Source organism: Arthrobacter sp. SDTb3-6 (assembly GCF_013376095.1).
GTDB lineage: Bacteria > Actinomycetota > Actinomycetes > Actinomycetales > Micrococcaceae > Specibacter.
This window is the reverse complement of the sequence record NZ_JAAMFN010000031.1, coordinates 20,922-39,600: the sequence shown is the minus strand read 5'-3', so window position 1 is coordinate 39,600 and position 18,679 is coordinate 20,922. Positions and strand designations below refer to the sequence as shown.

Here is an 18,679-nt window from a genome sequence, read left to right as displayed (position 1 = left end):
TCATTTGTTCATCCAAACGCTCCGGAAACCGAATGACGTGAGCGGAATGCCGCTCTTATCCGGGCTGAAACCCTGCACTGCGGCGGAATATGCGTCAACGCTGTTGGGGAAACCCCAGATGATGTAGCCGCCGTCGTTGAACTCGATCTGTTGGGCCTGCTGGATGAGCGCGCAGCGCGCCGTCATGTCCACGGTGGCATTGGCCTTGTTGACCAGATCGGACCAGGCCTTGTTGTCCCAGTGTGTCTCGTTGTACGGGGAGTTGCTGAAGCCTGAGGCGGCCGTCTGGGGCAGGAAGTCCCGAGTGAACCAGAAGTCTTGGGAGAAGTTCCACTGCAGGTACTTGTCGCCGTAAAATTCGCCAGGGTCCACCTTCTTGACGTTGACGGTGACGCCGGCGGCCTTGGCCTGCTGGGCAAAGACCTGGGCCGCTTCCACCATTCCGGCGGCTGCGGAGGAGGTCACCAAGTCCACGCTCAGGTTGGTCTTGCCTGCCTCCGCGAGCAATTGCCTTGCCTTGGCGATGTTTTGGCTGCGCTGTGGGATGCCCTTGGCATAGCACGCATCAAAGGGTGCATACAGGTCGTTGCCGATGGTGCCATGGCCTCCGAGGACCTGTTCCACCATCTGCTTGCGGTCCACTATCAGCCGGAACGCCTGGCGGACCTTGGGGTCGTTGAACGGTGGCTGGTCAACACGCATGGTGAACGGCACCCATGAGCCGGTGGCTGATTCAAGCACCTTAAGCGCCGGGTTGGCCTTGACGATATTGATCTGGCCCAGCGGCAGCTGGTCGATGGCGTCCACCTGGCCGCCCAGCAGGGCATTGACGCGCGCAGTGTCGTCGGGGAAATCGATGATGGTCACGGCAGCCAAATGGGGTTCGCCCTTGCGCCAGTAGTACGGATTCTTCACAAACGTGCTCTGCTGGCCCGCGGTGAAGTCCTTCATCATAAAGGGGCCGGAACCGACGGGGTTCTTGGGGTCATAGCCCACCGGCACGATGCCGGTGCTGTACTGGGCCACCGTGTCCGGGAACGTGGCGAAGGGAGTTTTAAAAGGGAAAATGATCGTCTGGGCATCCACCGCCTTCAAGCCGTCCCGGTTCAGTGCGGAAAAGGCATTGGCCCCGGCCATGGGAGCCTTCGGGTCTGTGATGCGCTTGAACGTAAAGATGACGTCGTTGGCCGTGATCGGCTTGCCGTTGCTAAATTTCAATCCGTCGCGCAGGTGGACCGTCCAGATCTTGGCGTCGGCAGAGGGCGTGATCTTGTCCGCCAGCGCCATCTCCACTTTGTGGTTGACGTCATAGGTGGCAAGCGTTTCGTAAAGTTGAATGACGCGGGCCTCGTCCGGGTGGGTCACGGGCGAGTGGGCGTCGAGACTGTCCTTGGCTGATCCCCCCACGATGCCCACCCGCAGGGTCCCGCCGTCCTTCGGCGTGGAATTGACGGCGGCGGTGGAAGTTCCGGGGGCGGACGAACAGCCGGCAAGGCCTATCATCGCGGCCGCCAATAGCGTGGCTGTAAGGGTGCGTAAAGTCTTGGGGCGCCGGGGAGCGTTCATAGCATTTGACTCCTGCAACAGTGAAGGAAAACTGGATATCGTCACGCCTGACTGACGCGTCGATCATTTAGATAGCATTGTGGCTGCCATCACAGATGTCAAGGGTTCGCTGAAATATGGCGAACTACGAGTCAACTTCTCTTAAAAATGAAGGACCCAAGTCGAAAAAATTATTAACTGATGCGTCAGTCTTGAGATTAAGCTAAAGTCATCACAACGAGCATCCGATGCGGGGAAGGATCAGCCATGAATGAAGCGACTGAGGCACGGGGAAAACCGGACCGCCGCAATGCGATCCTCGAAGCGGCCTGGCCCCTGATTGCCGAACGCGGCTATCACCACGTCAGGGTGCAGGACATTGCCGCGATCTGCGGCACCAGCACCGGGACCATCCACTACTACTTCCCGGGCAAGGACGACGTCCTGCGCGAAGCCCTAAGGTTCTGCGTCGATCAGGCATTCATCCGCCAGGGCGAAGCGATCCGGCAGATTGACAACGCACGCAAGCGGCTGCTGGCCTTGATTGAGATGCAGTTGCCGGCAGGTGTCCAGGTTCGCAACGAGTGGTCGATCTGGCTGCAGTTTTGGACCGAGACATGCCTGAACCCTGAGCTCAGATCGATACACAATGACTTCTACGACCGATGGCTGGACGCGGTGGAGCGCACGGTGCGGCGCGGCCAACGGCAGGGCATCTTCCGGGACACTGATCCCACATTGTTTGCGCGGCTCCTCACATCCGCCACGGACGGCGCTGCCATTAAAATCCTGACCGGAGCCCCGAACATGACCGTCGACTCAATGCGACAGATGCTCATCAACATTATTGACGCCCACCTCGGCCTGCAGCCTGGCGCCAAGAGTCTGGCAGCCTCAGGAGCAGCATGACCGAATCTCCGCCCTCTCGCCCGGCATCGTTGGAACAACTACGCGGCAGCATCGCCGCACGGCTGGCAGCCTGGCCCAGGAAGCCCGCACCGAATTTTCAAGGCATCCGACGCGCTGCCGTGGCGATCACCCTCTACGAAAAGGCAGGGCAGGCGCACTTCCTGATGATCAAGCGCGCCTCCCGCGGATCAAACCCCGGACAGTGGGCATTACCCGGAGGGAAGGCAGATCCCGGAGAAACCTTGGTGGAAACGGCGCTTCGCGAACTTCGGGAGGAGACAGGACTGCAAGCCCCACCCGGCAATGTGCTGGGGCTTTTGGACGATTTCGCCGCCTCCCGCGGCATAGTCATCACCCCTGTCGTAGTCGTCCTGGGCGGACCGCAAAGTCCGCGTCGAACCCCTGCCGAAGTGGCATCCCTTCACCCGATCCCCGTGGCAAGGCTGATGGCCCCCGGCGCACCCCGATGGAAACAATCCGCGTCCGGCCCGTTGCTGCAAATGCCGCTGCGCCACGACATGGTGGTCCATGCCCCTACAGGCGCCATATTGTGGCAGTTCGCTGCTATCGGGCTGAAAGGCCAGGCGCTCCGCGTCAACGCTACGCACGAGCCCGAATTCACGGCAAATTAGTGACCGGGCAAAGAGGCGTCGCAAAATGCGGTGCGCATGCCACCAGCCAGGGTTGCACTTTGAACCGTATGGTGTTGTGCGACAGGTTGTTAGGAGTTTCCTCGCCGTTCCTGCGGCTGGATCCGGTCGCTGATGCACTCGGTTGCGGCAGCAACTGGCCGCCGGTATTACAAGAAAAGGCCCAAGTTCGCAGCTTGCCTGGATTTCAATTCAGGCATGAGTGAAGAACCGGCTCCAGCCGTGTGCACCCCGAACGCCCCATTTGGATCATCGAGGTGTACGGATGGCACCGGCCGCCAGTATCAACCGTTGCTGAAGGCCATTTGGCTTTGTCTGGCACTGCTCAAAGGTAAATGTGGCAATGCTGGACCGGCGTCACCGTCGAACATCTTGACGCCGGACAGCCAGGTTTGAGCAATGCGGATATCGCCAACGCGACTTGGTTCAACTTCAAGCGGGTTCTCGTCCAAGATCACCAGGTCCGCGAACTTGCCCGGCTCCAGCGAGCCGACTTCATGCTCGGAGAAGAGCTGCCAGGCTGCATGAATTGTCTGGGCCCGAATGGCGTCCTCGATGCCGATCGCGTGGCGGGCGCCAAGGATTTGTCCGCTGGCGGTGGCCCGGGTCATGGCCGTTTGCATGTTTAGCAAGGGCGACTCGGGGGTGACGGGCGGATCATTGTGCAGGGAAAACTTCATGCCGGCAGCCACGGCGGCCCCTGCGGGCGTCCAGTCTTCGGCGCGCTCCCCGAACAACTCCACCAGGACGTTGCCGTAGTAGTGGATGTGGGCGACGAAGAATGAAATGCACACGCCCAGGTTGGCAGCCCGCTGGACCTGCTCCGGAGTGATGGTTCCGCAATGTTCCATCCGCAGCCGTCCGTCGGGCCGGGGGAATTCCGCCTGGACTTGGGCAAAAACATCCAGGACCATGTCGACGGCGACGTCACCGTGGACGTGGCAGGCCATCTGCCACCCCTTGGCATAGTCACGTCGACAAATTGCCAGCAATTGTTCGCGGCTGTAATTCGAGCATCCGCGGTGGCCGCCTTCGAGTCCGATTCGGCGCGTGGCATTGCTGTCCTTGTACCCGAAGCTGGTTTCAATGTTCCCAATCCATGGTGAGCCGTCGGTCCAGACCTTCACCCCGACGGGTCGTAGCATGTCCGTTCCGGCGCCCACGACGGGATCCTGCCCAGGCGGGGGAACCTCCTCCCGGACCCCGGACATTTCGTAGCTGCGAATCCGCACGGGTGCGGCGCAGCTGGCCATGAAGGCGGCTACACGGGCGTAGTCATCCGGGTGAAAAGCCAGATCACCGGTGGTGGTTATGCCCGCGGCTGAGGTCCGCTGCAACTCATGGGCCAGAAACGCGTCAAAGTCTGCAGGACCGGCAGAAGCATTGGGCCCCATGAGCGTCATGCATGCGGGTATCTCCTTCCCCTCTCCGGTGGGCCGGCCCTGGGCATCGCGCAGGTACTGCGAGGCTCCGGGATCCGGAGTGGACCTGTCGATACCCAAACGATCCATGGCTTCAGCATTGGCCCAGGAAGAATGCGCGGAATAGTGCATGACAGAGACGGGAACCACCGGGGAAATCTGCGTGAGGAAGTCTCCGCTAATCTGGGGCAGTTCCGGCAGCAGGAGCGGATCCCAGCCAAAGGCAGCCACCCACGCATCGCCACCGGCGCGTTCGGCTGCATCGATGGCATCGTGAAGGCGCTTGAGCACGGCCGCAGCGCTACCGCATACGCTTGCACGGATATCCACCATGTCGGGGCCGATGAAATTCATCTCTGCCGTCGGGTGTCCGTGGGCCTCAATGAAGCCCGGCAAAATGGTTTTGCCCCCCAATCCGCAAATTTGTGTCTCGGGGCCCGCTGTGGCCAGAACTGCGGCTTCGCTGCCGACGGCGGACACGCACCCGCCCGTGACAGACAAGGCCTCGGCGATGGTGAAGTCTGTGTCCACTGCGAGAACCGTGGCATCGATGAAGATTATGTCTGGATACATGGTGGTTCCCTATACAGTTCGGCGGGACTTGAGCATGGCGGCAATGGCGATGGCGGCTGCGACGAAGAACAGCGCTTGAACACCCAGGCCTTGGCCATAGGCTTGCGGTGTAAGTGGTCCGCCACCGGTGAAGATGCTTGAGATTGGGGCCGCGAGGGCAAATCCCAGTCCGAAGCCGAGCTGGCCCACAGCGGGCTTGACTGCCCCGACAGCGCCGTAGTTGCCGCCGGGCGCGGACCCCATGATGACGGCCGTTTCGGGATTTTGCATCCACATGACGGCAAAGCCGATGACGAACAGTCCCGCGGCCGGCAACATGATGTCGTGGGCGTCGCGGAGGAACAGCTGGGTGACCAGTCCAGCAGAGCACAGCAGCAGCCCCGAGACGAACATGCATCGATTGCTGAGTCTCAGCCGTATCTGGGCAACTCCGACGAGGGCGGCACCGCAAACCATCCCGACGTACATGAGGGCCACGATGACGGAGACAACGGAAGCAGGGACGCCAGCCGGAAGGGCCATTGCCGGATACTGGCCGAGCATGGAGGCGTCGGCCCAATTGAACAACACACCGGCAAGGCATGCCGCGGTGAAGGCCGGAATCTTGAATAACTGCACCGGAAAGCCGGGATCGGAACAGTGCCGTTCCCACCTGACGAACGCGGCGAGGACGACGGCGGCCAGCACCATGCCGCCCAGAACCACCGGGTCACCCCAGCCCCGAACTGCGGCCTGGCCAATGGAGTAGACCAGGGAGACCAGCCCGGCGCCGGCGAGCAACACGCCGAACGCATCAAACTTACGCACTGTTGCAGAACGGTTTTCCGGCAGCACGAGGGCTGCGGCAAAGCAGAGCAAAACGCATAGTCCCGCAGTGATCATGTAGGTGGCGCGCCAGCCGAAATGGCCCTGAACGGAACCGGACACCGCAGTGGTCGCGACAATCAGTGCCGCACCCACGCCAAAAAAGAGGCCAAAGGCCTTGGGTAGCTTAGATTTCTCGTAAAGCGTGGGGGTGATTGCCAGGCACATGGAAAACGTCATGGCCGTCCCCGCTCCCATCAGCACACGTCCGCAACCAAAAATGATCGGATTGGTTGCCAAGGCGCTCATCAACGCTGCCACGGCCATCAAAAAGATGCCGAGCACCAACAGCCTCTTCCGGCCATGCCTGTCACCAATGATGCCGGCACCGAGCAGGCTGGCCGCCAGGACGATCGTGCCCAGGCTCTTGAGGAACCCTGTCGCCGACGTACTGAGGTGCATCGTTTTGGCCACGGCGGGCATGGCGACAGCCTGCAGTGCCGGGTCCACGCCCTGCATGCCCCCCACGAGCGCGATACAAATCATGGCCAAAAGCACCGCCCGTCGCGACCGGAGCTGGCGGCTGCTCCACTGCTGCGCCACCGGCGTGTCGATAAGGCGAAGGGCGCCGCGTCCCGGCACGCCCGTCCGCGTCCCCTTTGATTTGGTTTCCATACATTGATCCTTCCGGCTGTCCGTCTCGTCTTGAAACGGCTGACAAAGATGAGAGCTGACCCTGGATAAGCCGCGTGGGCCACCTCACATACTTTATTCCACGCCGTGGATTATGTCACGCGATTTTGCCGACAAATGTTTGAATTCACGATTCACCGATCCTGGCCGGGCCGCCGCTCAATTGCCGAAGCGACTGCGGGGCGCCGGATCACCGTGTCCCGCGCTGCGAGCACGGCGCCCTGCAGGGAGCCGTCCTCCGCTCCAACCCCGTAGGTAATTCGCAGTTTCGACAACGACGGGAGCGGCCCCAACGTCTCAAGTTGGCTGCGCGTGCCGGGTTCCAAATAGGGCCGCAACCGGGCCAAGTAGCCGTCAACAACTATTTCATCGGGATTGACAACAGCGGCGATCGTGTCAATGGCGATGCCAAGCCATCGGCCCGCGTCGGCCAACGTTTGAAGATGCCGCGGGTTGCCTCCCGCCACCCCCGCCAGGATGTCGTTGAGCATAGTTTTGTGGCTGTCTGCCAGCAGATGGAAAGATTCCGCTTCCGGCAGTCCCGTGCACACGCTGTAGAGGTGGGCCAAGCCGAGACGGGTTTCGACGCAGCCCTGCCGGCCACACCAGCATCGCGCACCTTCCGGATCAACGACTAGGTGGCCGAATTCCCCGGCAAGTCCGGATGCGCCATGCTCGATGGAGGAACGGCTGTAAAGTCCCCCGCTCAACGCGTTGCGGCCACCGATATAAGCCAAATTGCGCGCAGTTGCGCCACGATAAACGTGCGTCAGCATCGAATAGTTCGTTTCCCGATCCACCCCGACCAATACGTGGCCGGTGCCCGGGCCATGCGCTGCCACGTCACGAGGGACGGTCGCAAGAATTCCCTGGATTTCATCGCGCAACGCGACGCGGGACCAGCCGTTTAGGACGGAGCGGACAACGTCACCGGACTCACGGTTGACGGCGCCGGGAACGGCCACTTCCACGGCGGCAAGAACCCTGCCGTTTGCGCGGCATCGGAGCAGTGCTGCGGTGAGGGCTTGGGCCAGAAATGGGCGGTAGGTTTCAAAGCCCCCCTCACCGTCTCGCGCCACAGGGAATCGGGCAATGTCGGTGACGGCACCGTCGAGCCCGCCGGTCGCCACGGCCAGCGTCCGGCGGTCACATAGGATGCCCAGCACAGCCCAGTGGCCCGTGTCCATTTCCAGCAAGCTTGTTGGGCGGCCGATCGTCGGCCGTACCAGCTCGGTTGATTCAACGACCAGCCTTCGCAACAGCAACTCATTGACGAGTGATGTCAATGCCGTTACGCCAAGTCCACATTGCTTGGCTATTTCCGCCCGCGACAATGCGCCACCGGACGACAGGGCCTGGAGGACCAGGGACAAATTGCTTTCACGCAAATCGGCCACGGATCCGCCCTTGCGCAGGGCTGGAATGGAAACTGAAGTCACAAGACAGACCTTAGGCGCGGAATCCACGTCAAACAACTCACGGGGTGGTTACTGGCGGATGCAGCCTTCCGTCGTCAGTAGTCAGCCTTCGCGCAGGGCCAAGACGAAATCGAGCCCGTCCTTGCGTGCGTCCGGCAGTCATGGGTCCCGTCTTGCAGATGGGTGCCCCAGACGTCCTGAAGTTGGGAACTCTTTACCAGGGAATCCGTCATGCCAAAGTCCGTTTCATCGATCTCTAGCTGCGAGTCCCCTGCGACGTAGTTGTTGATGGCCGGCATGCGGTGTTGCTGGACTTTGACCATGAAATGCAGGACGGAGGCACCGCCGGGTGGGCAGTGCACGACGGTGGGCACTTCGCCCACGCAACCGCCACGTGGAATCCGGTACCGAGTCAGCGTCAGGCCTCAGAACGCGAAGCGTCCGTCGTCGGTTTCCCAAACTTCGACACCTCTACGGCGAACATGAACGCGCCGTCGCCCAGGATACAAAGCGCTCGCCGGTCCGGGGAAGCAATCTTGGCCCCGTTCCACCCCGGGAGACCGCAACCTTGCGCGGCGTAGGCAGGGGTATACATGAATGAATATAGGGATTCCTGTGCTCTGAAGGACACCGCGTCCAGGTATGTGATCTGGGAAGAGTCCCCTCCCATGATGGTGTTCGGCCGCAATACCCCGGGCGACAGGGACTTGGCCTGCGCTCCCAAGGTGTCCTGCAGGGTGTCCAGATCGGCAGTCTGGCGTTCCTGGGGTCCGACGGCAGCGCCGCAATTGGCATTATCAGCCAATGCGAATGCAGCCAGCTGTATTGAGCCATCAGACGTGGATTTTTGTCACACTCTTTTGCGTCGGTTGAACATGGCCTCCCATTAATTATCAGTCAGTAATAACTGGATGTTGCAGTGCCCAATAACGTGACTAGCGTTACATGCACCAACTAGGAGGCCGCAACGGTGATTGAAATTGGAAAAGCACGCTTGACGATTGAGGACTTTCTCGCGGTGGTGCGCCACGGGGAATCCGTGGGCATCGCCGCGGAGGCAATCGAGGCAATGGAAGCCAGCGAACAATGGGTCGCTGCCATCATGGACGACATGCGGGACGGCAAGGACGTCGCCGCGATTTACAGTATCAACACCGGGTTCGGCTCACTGGCCGGGCGCCAGGCGTTCGATTCGGTGGAGGATGCCTCTGAACTCTCCCGCCGGCTCATCATCTCCAACGCCAGCGGCGTGGGCAAGCACTTGGACGAGGAAGTGGTCCGCGGCTCCATGCTGGTGCGTGCCGCCAGTCTGACGCGCGGCCACTCGGCCGTGCGCAGCGTGGTCCCGGAAACCCTGCTGCAAATGCTTGACAAGCGTGTCTTCCCTGCGGTCCCCGAGTTCGGCTCCCTCGGCGCCAGCGGAGACTTGATCCCGCTGGCCCACTTGGCGATCGTCATGACCCGCCCGGCCGGCCACGACGAGCCCCTTGACAGCGGCGAGGCCTATGTTGACGGCAAGCTCGTGGACGGCATCACCGCCATGGAGGCTGCCGGAATCGAGCGCATCGTCCTTGGCCCAAAGGAAGGCCTGGCCCTGGCCAACGGCACTTCCTTCTCCGCAGCCCAGGCCGCGCTGGCATTGGCCGATGCGGAAAACCTGCTTGAAACGGCCCAGATTACGGCGGCCATGTCCATTGAGGCGCTAATGGGTTTTGGCGACGCGTTCATCCCGCAAATCCATGAGGCCCGCGGCCATGCCGGCCAGATCGAGGTGGCGGCGCGCATCCGCGGGCTGCTGGCCGGCAGCGAATTCATTGACGGCAGCGAGGACACCGACCCCGTCCGCCAACCCCCGCAGGACGCCTATTCGCTGCGGTGCACCCCGCAGGTGCTCGGCCCCGTCAAGGACACGCTGAAGTTTGTCCGCGGAATCGTCGAGACCGAAATCAATGCGGCCACAGACAACCCGCTCATCTTCCCGGACCTGCCGGACTCGCGTGCCCTGAAGGCCGTCTCAGGCGGCAACTTCCATGCCGAGTACGTGGGCTTCGCCTCCGACTTCCTCTCAATTGCCGTCACCGAGATCGGCAGCATCGCCGAGCGCCGGCTTTTCAGGCTCGACGACGGCACGCTCAACCGCGGCCTGCCGGACATGCTTATCGCGAGCGAGAAGGTCGGCCTGGACTGCGGCTACATGCTCCCGCAATATCTTGCCGCCGCACTGGTTTCCGACTGCAAGACGCTGGCCCACCCGGACAGTGTGGATTCGATCCCGACCTGTGCAAACCAGGAAGACCACGTCTCAATGGCCAACAATGCCGGCCGGCACGCCAGGACCATAGTGGCGAACATTGAGAACGTCATCGGCATCGAGCTCCTCATGGCCGCCCAGGCCCTGGAGCTGCGGCTCCAGGCTTCGGGCAAGGACCAGTCTGCCCTCTCCCCCGCCAGCCGGGCGGTCCTCGAGCTGGTGCGCAGCCACAAGTCGGCTGACGGCCGCACCATCAACCACATTACCCAGGACACCGTCCTCTACCCCCGTGTGCGCGCCGCCGTCGACCTTGTCCACAGTGGCGCGGTCGTCGCGGCTGTCAACGTCATTTCGAACTAGCCCTCCCTCGATACCTTCAAGGAGCCATCCATGTCCCAAAGCACCGAAACCACAGAAGCTGCGGCAACCATCACCACTGTGCACTCGGGCGGCAACGCCACAGGGGTTGAGTTCGGCGAACTGCCCGCGGAAAAACCAGAAATCCTGTACCAGGTCAAGGCCCAGCGCGGGGACACCCTGCGGTGCAAAGGCTGGAAGCAGGAAACCATCCTGCGCCAACTCGAGAACAACATGGAACTCTCCGAGCACGTGGAAAACCTGGTGGTTTACGGCGGGATCGGCAAGGCCGCCCGCAATTGGGAGTCCTACTACGCCATCGTGGAGTCCTTGAAGAACCTGGAGGACGACCAGACACTGGTGGTGCAATCCGGCATGCCCGTTGCCGTGTTTGACACCCACGAGCTGGCCCCCCGGGTGGTCATGGCCACCACCAACTTTGTCCGCCCGGACTGGAAGACCTTCTACGATCTTCAGGACAAGAACCTGACCATCTTCGCCCAGTACACCGCATCACCGTGGGAGTACATCGGCACACAGGGCGTCATCCAGGGCACCTTCGAGACCCTGCGCTCTGTCGCCGACATCCACCTCGACGGCAGTTGGGAGGGCAAGATCCTGCTCTGCGCCGGAATGGGCGGCATGGGCGGAAACCAGCCCCGTGCCATGACCATGCTGGGCGGCGTGGCCATCTGCGCCGACGTGGACGAACGCATCATCAAAAACCGGCTGCGTGTGGGTTACGCGGACGTGCTGGCGGATTCGATCCCGCACGCCATTGCGCTGGCGCAGGAGGCGGCCGCGGCCAAGAAGCCGTTGGGCATTGCAGTCGTGGCCAATGCCACCGAATTGTTCGAGTACGCCCTGGAGAACAACTTCCGGCCGGATGTGGTCACCGAGATGACTCCGGCCCACGACCCTCTCGCCTATGTGCCCGTGGGCCACACAGTCTACGAAGCCGAGGAATTCCGCAGGAAGGACCGGGACGCGTACTTCGCCGAATCCCAACAGGCCATGGTCCGCCAGTTATCTGCCATGAATCGGTTCTTCGACAACGGCGTCCCCACTTTTGAATATGGCAACCAGATTCGCCGCGAATGCCAAAAGGCCGGTTTCGAGGACGCCATGAAGATCCCTGGCTTCGTTTCCGCATACCTCCGACCGCTGTTCCTGGAGGGCCGCGGCCCATTCCGCTGGACCTGCACGTCCGGCGACCCAAAGGACCTGGCCCGCCTCGACGACCTGGCCCTGGAACTTTTTGCCGACGACGAGATCGTCACCCGCTGGATCACCCTGGCCCGCCAACACATCCCCGTCGAGGGCCTGCCAGCCCGCATCTGCTACCTCGGTTTCGGCCAGCGCAAAAAGTTCGGCCTGGCCGTGAACGAGCTGATCAAGCGTGGCGAAGTCAAGGGCACAGTGGCGTTCTCCCGCGACAACCTGGATTCCGGCTCCATCATCAACCCCACCTTTGAGTCGGAGAACATGCCCGACGGCTCAGACCTGATCTCCGACTGGCCGTACCTGAACGGGCTGCTCAACGCCTCCGGAATGTGCGACCTGATCGCCATCCAGGCCAATTACGCCATGGGCGATTCAGTGCACACGGGCGTCACCATGATCGCCGACGGCACGGATACGGCCGCGTACCGGCTCAAGGCGTGCCTCACGGTGGACAGCGGCATCGGCGTCGTCCGCCATGCACAGTCCGGCTACGCCCGGGCCAAGCAGGTGGCCAATACGGTAGGACCGGGCGAGGGCGTCACCGTCCCGCTGTGGTGGACGCCCACTGCAACATTCGGTCCGGAGTCGGCCTGAGATGACGCCCCTTAGTGGAACGCCAACCGTTGACCTTCTCGTCACCGGCGCCGCTGAGCTGCTCACCTGCGCCGGGGATGCGGCCGATCTGATCGGCCGCATCCCCGGCGGTGGGGTGGCAGTCGACGCCGGACGGATCGTCGCCGTCGGGGACGTCACCGGTTACATCGGCCGCCAAACCCTGGACGCCACCGGCATGGTGGTCATGCCCGGCTTCGTCGACTGCCATACGCATGTTGTCTTCGGCGGGGACCGCGCCAGCGAATACGTAGCCAATGCCGCCGGGCAGCAGCCCCCGGCGGACGCCTCGGTGGGCATCGTCGGCACCATGGCTGACACCCGCTCAAAGACCGTGGACCAGCTGGTGGACGACGCCGCCGCACGCATTCACGAAATGATCGATGCGGGAACCACCACTTTGGAAAGCAAGACCGGCTACGGCCTTGACTCCGCAGCGGAGGCCAGGCTGCTGGAGGTCAACGCCCGGCTGGCAGAGCTGCTGCCGGCCCGCATCATCTCCACCTACCTGGGCGCGCACGCAACTGCCCCGGGCCGGGACCCGAAGGACTGGACAGCGGACATCCTCAACCAGCTTCCCGGCGTCGCACGCCAAGGTGCCGTGTTCAACGACGTCTATTGCGACGACGGATACTTCAGCCTGGCTCAATCACGGAGCATTCTTGAGGAGGGTGCAAGGCAGGGGGTGCGGGCCAAGATCCACCTCGACGCCTACAGCCACACCGGCGCAGCCTCGCTCGCCGCCGACTTGGGCGCCGTCAGCGCCGACCACCTGAACTTCACCACCGATGCGGAGCTGCGGGAACTGGCAGCAGCAGGAGTCACGGGCGTGTACATGCCGTGCCTGGAATTCGCCGTCAACCACCCCGCACCGCTGGACCCGCACAGACTCTACAAGGCAGGCATGGACGTCGCACTGGCCACCGACGTCTGCCCCGGCGCCTGGACCACGAGCATGCAGCTGGCCATCGCCATGGGCTGCCGCACCGGAGGCATGAGCATCGCCCAGGCCGTGCGCGCCGCCACATATGGAGGGGCCTGCGCCCTGGACCTGCAAGCCGAGACCGGTTCGCTGGTCCCCGGCCTGGCCGCGGACCTGCAGGTTCTCGACGTTCCGTCACACAAACACCTTGCCTACCGGCTCGGACGCAATTCAACGCAAACAGTTGTGATCGGCGGCGCCGTCATCAAAGCCCCCGCCATGAAATCAGCCATAGGAGCCGGTGTTGAGTAATTCATTCTTCTGCGAGCATGCATGGCTGGGCGGGGACGCCGTCACCTCCAACGTCCTCATCACGGTCGCTGGCGGCAGGATCACCGCTGTCATGCCCGGCGCCGAATCCCCCGCCGGGGCACGGCGCCTGACCGGGTTGGTCATGCCCGGTTTCAGCAATGCCCACTCCCACGTGTTCCACCGCGCCATCCGGGGCCGGGGCCAGGAAGGCGTGGACAGCTTCTGGTCGTGGCGGGATCTCATGTATTCGGTGGCCGGTGCACTGACACCCGAGTCCCTGTACGAGCTGGCCCTGGCCACCTATTCGGAGATGACCCTGGCCGGGGTGACCAACGTGGGCGAGTTCTTTTACGTCCACCACGGCAAGGATGGGCGCCCCTACGCCAACCCCAACGAGATGGGCCATGCCGTGGTCCGCGCCGCCGCAGACGCCGGCCTGCGCATCACCTTGCTGGACACCGTCTACCTTCAGGGCGGCGTGGACGGCCGCGAACTGACCGGGGTGCAAAAACGCTTCAGCGACATAAGTTGGGAGCAGTGGGCCGGGCGAGTTTCCCTCCTCAGCGGAACTGACATCTTCCGGCCCGGCGCAGCGATCCACAGCGTCCGGGCCGTGCCAAGGGATGCCCTCGGGCCGGTGGCGGAATTTGCCCGCTCCCATGGCATGCCGTTGCACGCCCACGTTTCGGAACAGCCGGCGGAAAACAAGGAAAGCCTGGACGTGTATGGCATCACCCCCACCGAGCTGCTCGCCCGGGCCGGGGTGCTGGGCCCCGACATGACATCCGTCCACGCCACCCACCTGACCGACGACGACATCGCCGCCTATGGAGCAAGCACCGCCAACATCTGCATGTGCACCACCACCGAGCGCGACCTGGCAGACGGCGTGGGCCCGGCCGGGCGACTGCTTGACGCCGGTGCCAGCTTGTGCGTGGGCAGTGATGCCCACATGGTGATAGACCTTCTGGAGGACGCACGGGCCATTGAGACCGACCTGCGGCTCGTCACTGGACGGCGCGGCCACCTCGGTGCCGCCGCCATTGCGGGGGCGCTCACCTGGGGCGGCGCACGGTCGCTAGGTTGGGACGCCGGCGTGATCGCCCCCGGCAAACTGGCGGATTTCACTGTCCTCGACCTGCTCTCACCCCGTACGGCCGGTGCCACGAGTGGCGAACTGCTGCCACACACCATGTTCGCTGCAACGTCCGCCGATGTGCGCACCGTGATCCGCGGCGGCGACGTGGTGGTCGAGGACGGCCGCAACCTGCACGTGCCCGACACCGGCCGAGCGCTGGAATCAGCCATAAACACGATCATGGCAGCACTGTAGAAAACATGCATTGTAGAAAACACCTGGCCCGCCGCACGCCGGGGGCCGCCGAAAAGGAATCGAGGAACCGTGGAAGCGCCGATGACTCTGCTGGGAACAATTGCCGATGTCGGCCGGGATGCCAAGCGCGGCGGCTACAGCCGGCCCGTGCATTCAGCGGCCGAGAACGAGCTGCGTGAATGGTTCGTCGCCGCGGCTGAGCAACGCGGACTACTGGTGGAAAAGGACCGCAACGGCATCTTGTGGGCGTGGTGGGGCCAGCCCGGTCCCGACGCCGTCGTCACCGGCAGCCATCTGGACTCCGTGCCCGGCGGCGGCGCCTTTGACGGCCCGCTCGGCGTGGCCAGCGCGCTGGCCGCCATCGACATCATGGGTGATCGCGGCCAAGCGCCCGCCCGGCCCCTCGCCGTCGCGGTTTTCCCCGAGGAGGAAGGATCCCGCTTTGGCGTGGCGTGCCTGGGGTCGAGGCTGCTGGCCGGCGCCATCAGCCCCGACAAGGCCCGAACCCTCACTGACGCGGACGGCAACACGCTGGCCGACGTCTACCGGGCCAACGGCACGGACCCCGAACACCTCGGCGAGGACCCTGGCCGGCTGGCAGCGATCCGCCAGTTTGTGGAGCTCCACATCGAGCAGGGGCGTGGCCAGGTGGACCTGGACGCACCCGTGGCCGTTGGCGGCTCCGTCCTGGGCCACGGCCGCTGGCGGCTCTCCTTCCACGGCCAAGGCAATCACGCCGGCACCACGCTCATGGCCGACCGTGCCGACCCCATGGTGGCCGCCGCCTCCGCTGTCGTCACCCTGCGCAAAATCGCTGCCGCCCACCCCGGCGCCCGCGGGACGGTGGGCCGGCTGGTGCCCGTCCCCGGCGGCACCAATGTCATCGCCTCCCAGGTCGACGTCTGGCTTGACGTGCGCCACCGGCAGGACTCCGTCACGGCCGCCATAGTAGAGGAACTGCACGACGCCGCAACCGCGATTGCGGCCGCCGAGGGGTGCACCGCCACACTGGCGGAGGAGTCCTTGAGCCCCACGGTACAGTTCGACGCCGGCCTGGCCGCCGAGCTGAAATCAGTGCTGGGGGACATTCCGGTCATGGAAACCGGCGCCGGGCACGACGCCGGCGTTCTGGCCGCCCGGATCCCCACCGCCATGCTGTTCGTCAGGAACCCGACTGGTGTCTCGCACGCGCCGGAGGAAGTCCTGGAGGGCGCGGACGCCGACGCCGGCGCGGCGGCACTGGCCGATGTGCTGGCACACCTGACCGGCGCCTGACCGAACCTACAACTGAGGGGTCATTGCCCAACGGGCCTGGTCGCGTTGTCTTGCCTGAGAAAGTCATCCACGGCAGCCAGCACGGCATCCTCGGCGGCGCGCTCCCCGACGGTGACGCGGACGCCCTCGCCGTCGAAGGCCCGGACGGAGACACCGCGGGCAAGACAGCATTCCGCCAGTTCCCGGGCACCGGTCGGGAGTGGAATCCAGACGAAATTGGCGCCACTGGGCAGGGTCCCCAAGCCTCGTTCGTGCAGGCCCGCGCTCAGGCGCTTGCGGCCTTCGGTGACGAGTTCCACCAGCCGGTGCACATGCCCTGCATCCGCCCACGCAGCGCGCGCAGCGGCCTCTGCCACGGCATTGAGACCAAACGGCAGGGCGGACTTTCTCAGCGTGTCGGCTATGTTCGTGGACGCCACGAGGTATCCCGCCCGCAGCCCCGCCAGTCCGTATGCCTTGGAAAAGGTTCCGAGAAGGGCCAGGTTGGGGTAAACGCCCAACAGCCGCAGCGAGTCGAGGTGGCCCACCGCGAATTCCTTGTAGGCCTCGTCCAGGAGCACCAGCACGGTGGGCGGCACCCGCGAGAGGAACCGTTCCAGCTTCCGGGCGTCCACTTCCGTGCCGGTCGGATTATTGGGGTTGCACACTATCACGGCAGCCGTATTCTCCGTGATGGCGCCCAGCATGGCCTCGAGGTCGTGTATGCTGCCGGCTCCCAGTGGCACGGGCACGGCGTCGGCGCCCGCCATGCCCACGAGGATCGGGTAGGCTTCGTAGCTGCGCCAGGCAAAAACCACCTCCCTGCCCGGTCCTGTATAAGCCAGCAATGCCTGTTGCAGCAAGGCAAGCGACCCTCCGCCCACCACCACCTGCGTGACGTCAACGCCAAGACGTGCGGCAATGTCGTCCGCGAGGCCGTCGCCGAAGACTGTAGGGTACAGCTGCGCGTCGGCGCCTGCGGCGGCAATCGCAGCCAGCACCGGCGGCGGGGGCGGGAGCACAGACTCGTTCGACGACGCCCGCCACTTCACGGTGGCGGCACCGGCAGCGCGGGAGTAAGCCGGAAGGGATGCGATTTCGGGTCGCGGGGCGGGCCCGGCAGGTAATTTCACAGCACCTTCCCGGGGTTGAGTAGCATCCGGGGATCCAGGGCGGCCTTGATGCTTTTCATGATGGGCAGGCTGTCGGCGTGCTCGATCCGAAGGGCCTCGCGCTTACCCGCACCGATGCCGTGCTCGCCCGTGCAAGTGCCGCCCATGCGTAGGGCACGATTCACCAACCGCTCGTTGACGGCCGCGGCCTCGGCATGTTCGGCAGCGGAGTCCGGGTCCAGCACAAATGCGAGGTGGAAGTTGCCGTCGCCCACGTGCCCGGCAATCGGTGCCAGAATGTTGCTGGCCGCAATGTCCGCCTGGGTCTGCTCGATGCACTCGGCCAGGCGGGAGATGGGCACGCACACATCCGTTGACCACGTCACGGCACCTTGGCGCAGGGCAGCACAGGCAGGCAGGACGTCGGTCCGGGCCCGCCACAAGGTATCCCGGCGCTCTGGGTCTGGGGAGAATTCGTAGCCAAGGGCACCGTGGACGGCCGCGATCCTGCCAAACCGGCGAACGCTTTCCTGTACTGCTGCCGGACCGCCCTCAAACTCGACCATCAGCGTTGGCGCCACCGTCAAGGCCACACCGGAGTAGCTGTTCATGGCGCCAACCATGACGTCGTCCAGCAGCTCGACTCGGGCGAACGCGATCCCGGCCGCAATGGCCGCCGAGACGGACTGTACGGCGGAGCCCAGCGTGGGATAGGGTACCAGGGCCATTTCCGTACTTTCGGGGATGCCATACAGACGGACGCAGACCTCGGTGATAATCCCCAGCGTGCCCTCGGCACCAACGAACAGGCCCGTGAGGTCGTAGCCGGCGGCGGACTTGCGGGCCAGCCCGCCGGTGTTGGCCACCGTGCCGTCGGCCAACACAACGCGCAAGCCCAGCACATTCTCCCGCATTGTTCCGTAGGCGACGGCGTTGGTGCCACTGGCGCGGGTCGAGGCCATGCCGCCCATGCTGGCATCCACACCCGGTCCTGCCGGGAAGCACAGTCCGTGCGGGAGGGCCGCGTTGTTCAGGGCACTTTTCAAGACTCCGGCCTGGACCGTGGCATTAAGGTCTTGAACGCCCAAGTGCAGAATCTCCGTCATGGGCGAAAGGTCCAGGCACACGGAACCGGCCCGGCTGTTGGCGCCGCCTTCCAGCCCGGTCCCTGCACCAACAGGCACCACCGGAATGCGGTTGCGGTGACAAATGGCCATCGCCCTGGAGACGTCATGGGTGGAGTTGCAGGCGACCACGGCATCCGGCATCTCCCAAGGGTGGTGGGAGCG

Annotated in this window: 14 protein-coding genes; 7 read left to right on the top strand and 7 right to left on the bottom strand. The window is 63.9% G+C overall.

All coding sequences use genetic code 11. The features are described 5' to 3' along the window. Positions 1-1,566: an ABC transporter substrate-binding protein gene (locus G6035_RS14600; RefSeq protein ID WP_176617830.1), complete on the bottom strand. Its 1,566-nt coding sequence runs from the start codon at positions 1,564-1,566 to the stop codon at positions 1-3. A gap of 246 nt (positions 1,567-1,812) precedes the next feature. Between G6035_RS14600 and G6035_RS14595 the strand changes: the two genes are divergently transcribed. Together G6035_RS14595 and G6035_RS14590 are read left to right on the top strand one after the other, a co-directional pair. Next, positions 1,813-2,454: a TetR/AcrR family transcriptional regulator gene (locus G6035_RS14595; RefSeq protein WP_176617829.1), complete on the top strand. Its 642-nt coding sequence runs from the start codon at positions 1,813-1,815 to the stop codon at positions 2,452-2,454. Next, a complete protein-coding gene (locus G6035_RS14590; protein WP_176617828.1) occupies positions 2,451-3,086 on the top strand; it encodes a CoA pyrophosphatase in 636 nt (211 codons plus the stop codon). The genes G6035_RS14595 and G6035_RS14590 overlap by 4 nt, the downstream gene beginning before the upstream one ends. 302 nt (positions 3,087-3,388) lie before the next feature. Here G6035_RS14590 and G6035_RS14585 read toward each other — a convergent pair whose 3' ends face one another. The 4 genes from G6035_RS14585 to G6035_RS20655 all read right to left on the bottom strand — a co-directional run bounded on the left by G6035_RS14585 (position 3,389) and on the right by G6035_RS20655 (position 8,683). Beyond that, positions 3,389-5,005, bottom strand: a complete 1,617-nt coding sequence (locus tag G6035_RS14585; protein WP_176617827.1) for an amidohydrolase — start codon at positions 5,003-5,005, stop codon at positions 3,389-3,391. Positions 5,006-5,107: 102 nt separating this feature from the next. Continuing rightward, positions 5,108-6,577: an MFS transporter gene (locus G6035_RS14580; RefSeq protein WP_176617826.1), complete on the bottom strand. Its 1,470-nt coding sequence runs from the start codon at positions 6,575-6,577 to the stop codon at positions 5,108-5,110. 152 nt (positions 6,578-6,729) lie between these two features. Continuing rightward, a complete protein-coding gene (locus tag G6035_RS20660) occupies positions 6,730-8,034 on the bottom strand; it encodes an ROK family protein (RefSeq protein ID WP_176617825.1) in 1,305 nt (434 codons plus the stop codon). 397 nt (positions 8,035-8,431) lie between these two features. Beyond that, the gene (locus G6035_RS20655) at positions 8,432-8,683 is read right to left on the bottom strand and encodes a thiamine pyrophosphate-dependent enzyme (RefSeq protein ID WP_176617846.1); all 252 of its coding nucleotides are present in this window, start codon (positions 8,681-8,683) and stop codon (positions 8,432-8,434) included. 300 nt (positions 8,684-8,983) lie between these two features. Between G6035_RS20655 and hutH the strand changes: the two genes are divergently transcribed. From hutH to G6035_RS14545, 5 genes are all read left to right on the top strand, one after another. Beyond that, complete coding sequence (gene hutH / locus G6035_RS14565) at positions 8,984-10,624, top strand: histidine ammonia-lyase (RefSeq protein ID WP_176617824.1); 1,641 nt, start codon at positions 8,984-8,986, stop codon at positions 10,622-10,624. 30 nt (positions 10,625-10,654) lie between these two features. Next, positions 10,655-12,439, top strand: a complete 1,785-nt coding sequence (locus tag G6035_RS14560) for a urocanate hydratase (RefSeq protein ID WP_176617823.1) — start codon at positions 10,655-10,657, stop codon at positions 12,437-12,439. 1 nt (position 12,440) lies between these two features. Continuing rightward, positions 12,441-13,691 carry an imidazolonepropionase gene (gene hutI / locus G6035_RS14555; protein ID WP_176617822.1) on the top strand — a complete coding sequence of 417 codons (1,251 nt, stop codon included), beginning with the start codon at positions 12,441-12,443 and terminating at the stop codon, positions 13,689-13,691. Next, the gene (locus G6035_RS14550; RefSeq protein ID WP_176617821.1) at positions 13,681-15,024 is read left to right on the top strand and encodes a formimidoylglutamate deiminase; all 1,344 of its coding nucleotides are present in this window, start codon (positions 13,681-13,683) and stop codon (positions 15,022-15,024) included. The genes hutI and G6035_RS14550 overlap by 11 nt, the downstream gene beginning before the upstream one ends. Before the next feature lie 81 nt (positions 15,025-15,105). Continuing rightward, positions 15,106-16,299, top strand: a complete 1,194-nt coding sequence (locus G6035_RS14545) for an allantoate amidohydrolase (protein WP_176617820.1) — start codon at positions 15,106-15,108, stop codon at positions 16,297-16,299. A gap of 20 nt (positions 16,300-16,319) precedes the next feature. Here the strand turns inward: G6035_RS14545 and G6035_RS14540 are convergent, their stop codons facing one another. Next, positions 16,320-17,411 (bottom strand): aminotransferase class I/II-fold pyridoxal phosphate-dependent enzyme, encoded by a 1,092-nt coding sequence (locus G6035_RS14540; protein WP_176617819.1) that lies wholly within the window; start codon positions 17,409-17,411, stop codon positions 16,320-16,322. Continuing rightward, on the bottom strand, positions 17,408-18,658 hold the full coding sequence (locus tag G6035_RS14535; RefSeq protein WP_218063247.1) for an FAD-binding oxidoreductase: 1,251 nt from the start codon (positions 18,656-18,658) through the stop codon (positions 17,408-17,410). Before G6035_RS14535 ends, G6035_RS14540 begins: the two co-directional genes overlap by 4 nt. Between the last annotated feature and the right edge of the window lie 21 nt (positions 18,659-18,679).